Origin of the sequence: Microcystis sp. LE19-84.1B (assembly GCF_027531875.1) — a bacterium.
Taxonomy (GTDB): domain Bacteria; phylum Cyanobacteriota; class Cyanobacteriia; order Cyanobacteriales; family Microcystaceae; genus Microcystis; species Microcystis panniformis.
The window spans coordinates 1-5,742 of sequence record NZ_JAPZSR010000261.1 but is presented as its reverse complement, the minus strand read 5'-3'; the positions used below and the strand labels follow the sequence as shown (position 1 = coordinate 5,742).

Here is a 5,742-nt window from a genome sequence, read left to right as displayed (position 1 = left end):
TTTCCAGAATAAATGCTGCGGGTTGTTTGGCTTTTAAAATGCGAGCAATCTCAAAAAATAGCGTGCCTCTGGTATCTTCAAATCCCTTTAAATCACCACAAATACTAAAGGGTTGACAGGGAAATCCCGCCATTAAAATATCATGATTGGGAATATCTAGGGCAGCGATTTCGGTAATATCTCCTTGGGGTTGGTCGCCAAAATTAGCCTGATAAATTGCCTGAGCGTCTTTATCTATATCACAGGAAAAAACACAATCAGATTCTAAGTTTTTTTGGCGACAAACTTGTTCAATTGCAACTCGAAACCCTCCTAAACCACAAAATAGGTCAATAAAACGAATTTTCTGCTTATCTTTAAGTAAATTCATCGATCACATCCCTGGCAAGACCTCGATAATATCCTAACTTAATGGGGATAATTCATCGCCCTATAGCACAGCTACATCAAAAAATCAATCGAACTTTAGAGGTATTTTTTGCCAAGTTTGAGGAGGTAGAAAGAGCCGTAAACTTGATTAACAATCGTCCTCGAAAATGTCTTGACTTTCGTCACCGTAATTAGGTATTCTATGAAGATAGATCAGACAGTAATGCAATTCAGACTTGAATTGGCCATGACATAGATAGGTTCTTGTTTGTTTCCTAATTTTCTGTTGCCTATTTGCTGCTTTCTAAAAGTACAGATATTCTGAGCAAGCACTAGGCCTTGAGATAAGAGCGTCACCACTAGGGCAGAAAGATGAATTTTGTGATAATTATTTGAATAGTGGAGAAATTTATGGGATTGATGCCAAAGCTCTCGGTAAGTTGCGATCTTTGTCTCGCAGCTTTGCTATCTAGCCCACAGAGAGAGCCAGAAAACAATAAAGACAAATATAATCAAATAAAAGCAATAACGCCAAGATTACCGCAATTTTGCCAGCAGATAGGTTTAATAGTCATGGATATAGCTGGAAGCGTGCAAATGCTTACGGAACGCTCTGAACAATTGCTGTACCAGTATTCCCTCTCCCATACCCCGAACACCTTACCAGAACCCTTGCAAAAGTGGTTTAAACATCAGATTGCCCGACTCTTAGCCAAGGATGAGCAAGCCTTTTCCTGTTCACCCTTACGCCTAGAACAAGAGGGACGACAGTTAATCATTTTTCTGATTCCCACTCTGATCGGAGAACAGTTTCTCCTACTCTTACAAGAACAAGAACTGCCCTCTTTTTCGATTGCGGCCTTAGAATTGTTGGGACTGACAAAAAGGGAAGCAGAAGTGCTGTTTTGGATTGCCCAAGATAAAAGTAATGCCGCCATAGCAAAAGTGATCGGATGTAGCGAAGGCACCGTGCGAAAACATCTAGAACATATTCACGGGAAACTAGGGGTACAAACTCGGACGGCAGCGGTTATAGTTGCCCTCGAAAAGTTGGGGCTGCTGAAAGGGCAGATTGCTGCGATATCTTCATAATTCCCTACGCGGATCATCGTATTGTTAACCCAGAAAAATTTGATGATTATTGAAATTGTGCATTGTCCTGTACTTAGTTCTTGAACAGAGCTTCTCATCGAGAAAGCCAAAATTTCTTTGGCAAGGAGAATCAAATCTATGCCTACACCCTTTGTGAATGAGGAATTTACCTTCACCAATCCCGACGGCAGCACTATCCGGGTCAGGGGATCGGGAAACCAGTATTATGCTGTTTTTGAAACCCTAGATGGCTATACCGTGGTCAAAAACCCTGACAATGGTTTTTACACCTACGCCCAGCTTTCCGAAGACAAAAGCCAACTGATAGCCACCGATGGGATAGTCGGCCAAGTAGCACCCCAAAGCCTCGGCATCCAGCCCCATCTAAGCATCGAGACCGAGAGTGCCAAACAACAAGCTCAGAGCGCACCGATGCTACAGGAAGGGTTCAGTCAATGGCGAGTCCGTCGTCAGCAAAAAAAAACTCAGCTGCAGGGAATCAGTGCGACGACCAGTGCTGATGCCAGACCAGCTTCAACAGTAACTGTGGGCAACTATCTGGGATTATGTATCTTGATTAAGTTTCCCGACGTTGCCGCCAGCATTTCCCAACAGGAAGTCAGCAACTTCTGTAACCTACCTGGTTACGCCGGATTTGGCAATAAAGGGTCAGTACGGGATTATTTCTACGACAACTCCCAGGGAAAATTAACCTATACCAATGTTGTCACCCAATATTACACCGCCGCCCATAATCGCTCCCATTATACCAATCCGGAGATCGACTATGGTACTCGCGCCCGAGAACTGATTCTAGAAGCCCTCAATTATTTGAAATCCCAAGGCTTTAACTTTAGTCAGTTGAGTAGTGATAGTAACGGTTTAATTTATGCCTTAAATGTCTTCTATGTCGGACCGCGGGTCAACAATTGGGCCGAAGGACTATGGCCTCATTCCTGGAGTTTAGCTTCACCCTACGATGTCGGGGGGGGCAAGAAGTTATACGACTACCAAATCACCAATATGGGTAGTGAACTGACCTTGCGTACCTTCTGTCATGAAAATGGTCACATGATCTGCGATTTTCCCGATCTCTACGATTATGGCGGTCAATCGGCAGGAGTGGGTAATTATTGTCTGATGTGTTACGGAGGCAATGATAAAAATCCCGTACAAGTCTGTGCCTATCTCAAAAATGAAGCCGGTTGGGCCAGCAAAGTGACAGCGATAACTCCAGGTCTTACCGCCAGTCTTCCTGCGGCCAAGAATGAGTTTTACCTCTACAGTAAGAACGCTAACGAGTATTTCTTGATCGAAAACCGGCAGAAAACTGGCCGGGATACATTCCTCCCCGATGGGGGCCTAGCCATCTGGCACGTGGACGAACAGAAGAATGGTAACGAGGAGGAACAGATGACTCCTAGCCAACACTACGAATGTTCCTTAGAACAGGCCGATAATCGCTTCGATTTGGAGAAAGACGTGAATGCTGGTGATAACGCCGACCTATTTCGAGCCTCCTATAAAACCGAGTTTTCCGATAGCACCAGTCCTGCTGGCAAATGGTGGGATGGTAGCAACTCTGGCCTAAAAATCGCCCAGATTTCTGCCGTTGGTACCACGATGACCTTCACTGTCCCCGGCAGTGCTTGGCTAGAGAAAAAGCAGATTACCGGTTTGTGGATGATTAACCAAGAACGCAATGCGGCCGCCTATGTGGACGGCCTCGGCTGGCGCAAGATTGCCAGCGAGAGTGACAGTGTTTTCTTGGGGATGCTTACCCTGCTGTCCGCCGCTAAGGAAAGAAAATTTCCCGTCAATCTGCGTCTAGAAAACAACGTGATTCAGGAAATTTACGTTTTTTAAAACTTTTTCAAGATTTAACGAGGAAAATACCATGACATTAACACAACCGACTCAAATTCCCCCCGCAGCTAACCTTCCTAAGTCCGAAACACCAGAAATTCCCGCCGTTCCTCTCTTTGCCGAAAACCCCCTCGGTCAGGATAGCAAAGATGGCCTGCGTGGCGGAGCGAATCTCTATGGCGGCTGTAGTATTGAAGTGGGCTGTGGTTGCTCCTTTGGCACCCTGCGCTATACCCATGAAGATGCCCAAGGCTGGTTAGACTATGTGAAAAAGTTTACCCCCTTAAACTTTTGGTATCAGGATTGTGGTGTACAACCCTGGCTTTACTACGAACCCTACGATGATTGGCAAGATACCTACGGGGTAGATGCGGTCATGGCCTTCTATCACTCTGGTCATGGCGGGATGGATGCCAATGGCGTGTTTTATCTACCGATGAGCAAACCCTGGGGTAACGAAGGTTGTACGGTCGTCTCTAGCAGTGATAAGTTAATTTGGGGTAACGAGCGGGTCAGATACATTTTTCTGTCTACCTGTCTTTCCCTGCGGGTTCTGGGCGGTCACAACCCGATTCGCACTTGGCATCGTAGTAATCGCGGTTGGCGAATGCTCTTCGGCTATGAAACTGTTAGTTGGGATAATCCCAATTACGGCAAATTTTTCTGGGAAGAATGGAACAAGAATAAGTCTTTTAGTACCGCTTGGTTAGATGCTAGTTGGCGCATTGCCCACGACCAAGCCCCCTCGGTGGTGGCCTGTGGTGCCAGTGCCGATGAGGCGAAAAATCGTCTCTTTAATGAACGCTATTTTTCTCGCGAACGGGTCAGTAATGCTTGGTATTGGTGGCGATGGTACAATGTGGCTCGCAGTAGCCAACCACAACTGGTCTTACCCCAGCATCTCCTCGTCGGTCGTTTGCAACCCCTAGACGCTACTCGACCCGCTGCCCGCAGCCTAGCGGCACGATTTGGTCTTGACCTGGAAATCCCGTCAGAAGTTGGTAGTACCAGAAATGGCTCCTATCGCGTGGTGACGGGGGAACAAAGCATCGCCTACGGTAGTGATGGGTCAATTGATGTTCGTTTGGCAACTCCTAACCGTTATAATTACAACCCCTTGGCTATGGACAGCGCCCAAACCTTAGCCCAGGAGGCCGTCTGGCGTTACGGTCTTGACCAAGAAGTCCCAGTGGTGTTCGATCGAATTATCTTATCTTCCGAAGCCGGCGGTACGGCTAACGGTTCGGGACAATTGGACGGACCGTTTACTACTGGTGTGATTGTCCAATTCCGACAGTTGATTAATGGTGTCCCAGTGATTACCCCGGGGGCAGGTACGGTGCGAATTGCCCTGGATAATGATGGTACTGTCACCGATGTGCATTCATCAGTCCGCTCGCTCGAACAGTTAAGTAGTCGTCCTGTACGCTCTGCCAGTGCGCCGCCTCCCCAGGGTGATATCGCTCCTGTCTTAGCACCCGAACCTAGCAACTATGAGCAGTTACTAGCGGCAGAGTTTAGCCGACAATTGGCTTCCCTGTCTGCTCGCGGTGGCGCTGGAATGCCTCTAGAATTCACCACTGTACCCAATTCCACCGAGATTGGCTACGATATTGACGGCGATGAGGCGATTTTGATCGCCCGCAAAGCGATCGAAGTTAACTTTGGCAATGGTTATCGTAAACGTTATTGGGTTACTGTACCCTTGTTTGGTTAACTGCGATCGAATCCAGTTTTAATCATGTTAAGACGGGCAAGCTCCCCGTCTTGACAGGCTTTTTTACTTTTTCCTTGCTACACAATGTCTAGCGTCACCCGTCAACAACTGGAGAGCGCGATCAACAATGGCTTAAAGATCGGCTTAAACGGTGAAAATTTACAAGGTTTGGATTTATCTGGTCTGAATCTCAGTGAATTTGACTTTAGCTATGCCAATCTAGAATCAGTTAACTTCCGGGGTGCCAATTTAAGCAAGGCGATTTTGTGGTCTGTGCAAGCGGCAAAAGCGAACTTTAGTCAAGCTAACCTTAGTGGGGCCAACCTCGGCACTGCCAATCTTAGCCAATGCAATCTTAGCGGTGCAATTCTCCGTCAAGCTAGTTTGTTAGGAACCAATTTGCAACAAGCTGATTTAAGCAGTGCCGATTTGCGTCTAGCTAATCTCCAAAATACCATCCTCACGGACATTATCTACAATGCTCAAACCCAATGGCCTGATGGATTCCGTTTTTTGCGGTAAACCAAAATTAAGAGCATTCAAAACCCGATAATCGGTATAGTAATCTAAATCTTGCAGAGTATTGAGAATAACTTCTAAGGTTTTTCCCTGTTGATGTCCCTGCAATTGCTTGACATTTTCCAGAATAAATGCTGCGGGTTGTTTGGCTTTTAAAATGCGAGCAATCTCAAAAAATA

The 5,742-nt window shown here is 46.3% G+C and carries 5 protein-coding genes and 1 pseudogene; 4 read left to right on the top strand and 2 right to left on the bottom strand.

Going from position 1 to position 5,742, the window contains the following annotated elements; translation table 11 throughout:
* Positions 1-370, bottom strand: a 370-nt coding sequence (dcm, locus tag O9324_RS15205) for a DNA (cytosine-5-)-methyltransferase (RefSeq protein WP_288140614.1), incomplete at its 3' end; no start/stop codon positions are given.
* A gap of 572 nt (positions 371-942) precedes the next feature.
* Here dcm and O9324_RS15200 point away from each other — a divergent pair.
* The 4 genes from O9324_RS15200 to O9324_RS15185 all read left to right on the top strand — a co-directional run bounded on the left by O9324_RS15200 (position 943) and on the right by O9324_RS15185 (position 5,566).
* Positions 943-1,461, top strand: coding sequence for a response regulator transcription factor (locus O9324_RS15200; protein ID WP_228021041.1), 519 nt, complete (start codon positions 943-945; stop codon positions 1,459-1,461).
* Between the two features lie 138 nt (positions 1,462-1,599).
* On the top strand, positions 1,600-3,327 hold the full coding sequence (locus O9324_RS15195) for a M6 family metalloprotease domain-containing protein (RefSeq protein WP_288140613.1): 1,728 nt from the start codon (positions 1,600-1,602) through the stop codon (positions 3,325-3,327).
* Between the two features lie 31 nt (positions 3,328-3,358).
* Complete coding sequence (locus O9324_RS15190; RefSeq protein WP_288140612.1) at positions 3,359-5,044, top strand: DUF6345 domain-containing protein; 1,686 nt, start codon at positions 3,359-3,361, stop codon at positions 5,042-5,044.
* Between the two features lie 84 nt (positions 5,045-5,128).
* Complete coding sequence (locus tag O9324_RS15185) at positions 5,129-5,566, top strand: pentapeptide repeat-containing protein (protein ID WP_002795826.1); 438 nt, start codon at positions 5,129-5,131, stop codon at positions 5,564-5,566.
* On the opposite strand, the pseudogene O9324_RS15180 reads toward O9324_RS15185, so the two are convergent.
* Positions 5,531-5,742 (bottom strand): annotated as a pseudogene (locus O9324_RS15180) (DNA cytosine methyltransferase); the annotation flags it as partial. The gene O9324_RS15185 and the pseudogene O9324_RS15180 sit on opposite strands and share 36 nt — an antisense overlap.

Bases quoted from the DNA above. Each gene is read 5' to 3' on its own strand.
- O9324_RS15200 (WP_228021041.1), top strand. From the start codon at position 943: ATGGATATAGCTGGAAGCGTGCAAATGCTTACGGAACGCTCTGAACAA.
- O9324_RS15195 (WP_288140613.1), top strand. From the start codon at position 1,600: ATGCCTACACCCTTTGTGAATGAGGAATTTACCTTCACCAATCCCGAC.
- O9324_RS15190 (WP_288140612.1), top strand. From the start codon at position 3,359: ATGACATTAACACAACCGACTCAAATTCCCCCCGCAGCTAACCTTCCT.
- O9324_RS15185 (WP_002795826.1), top strand. From the start codon at position 5,129: ATGTCTAGCGTCACCCGTCAACAACTGGAGAGCGCGATCAACAATGGC.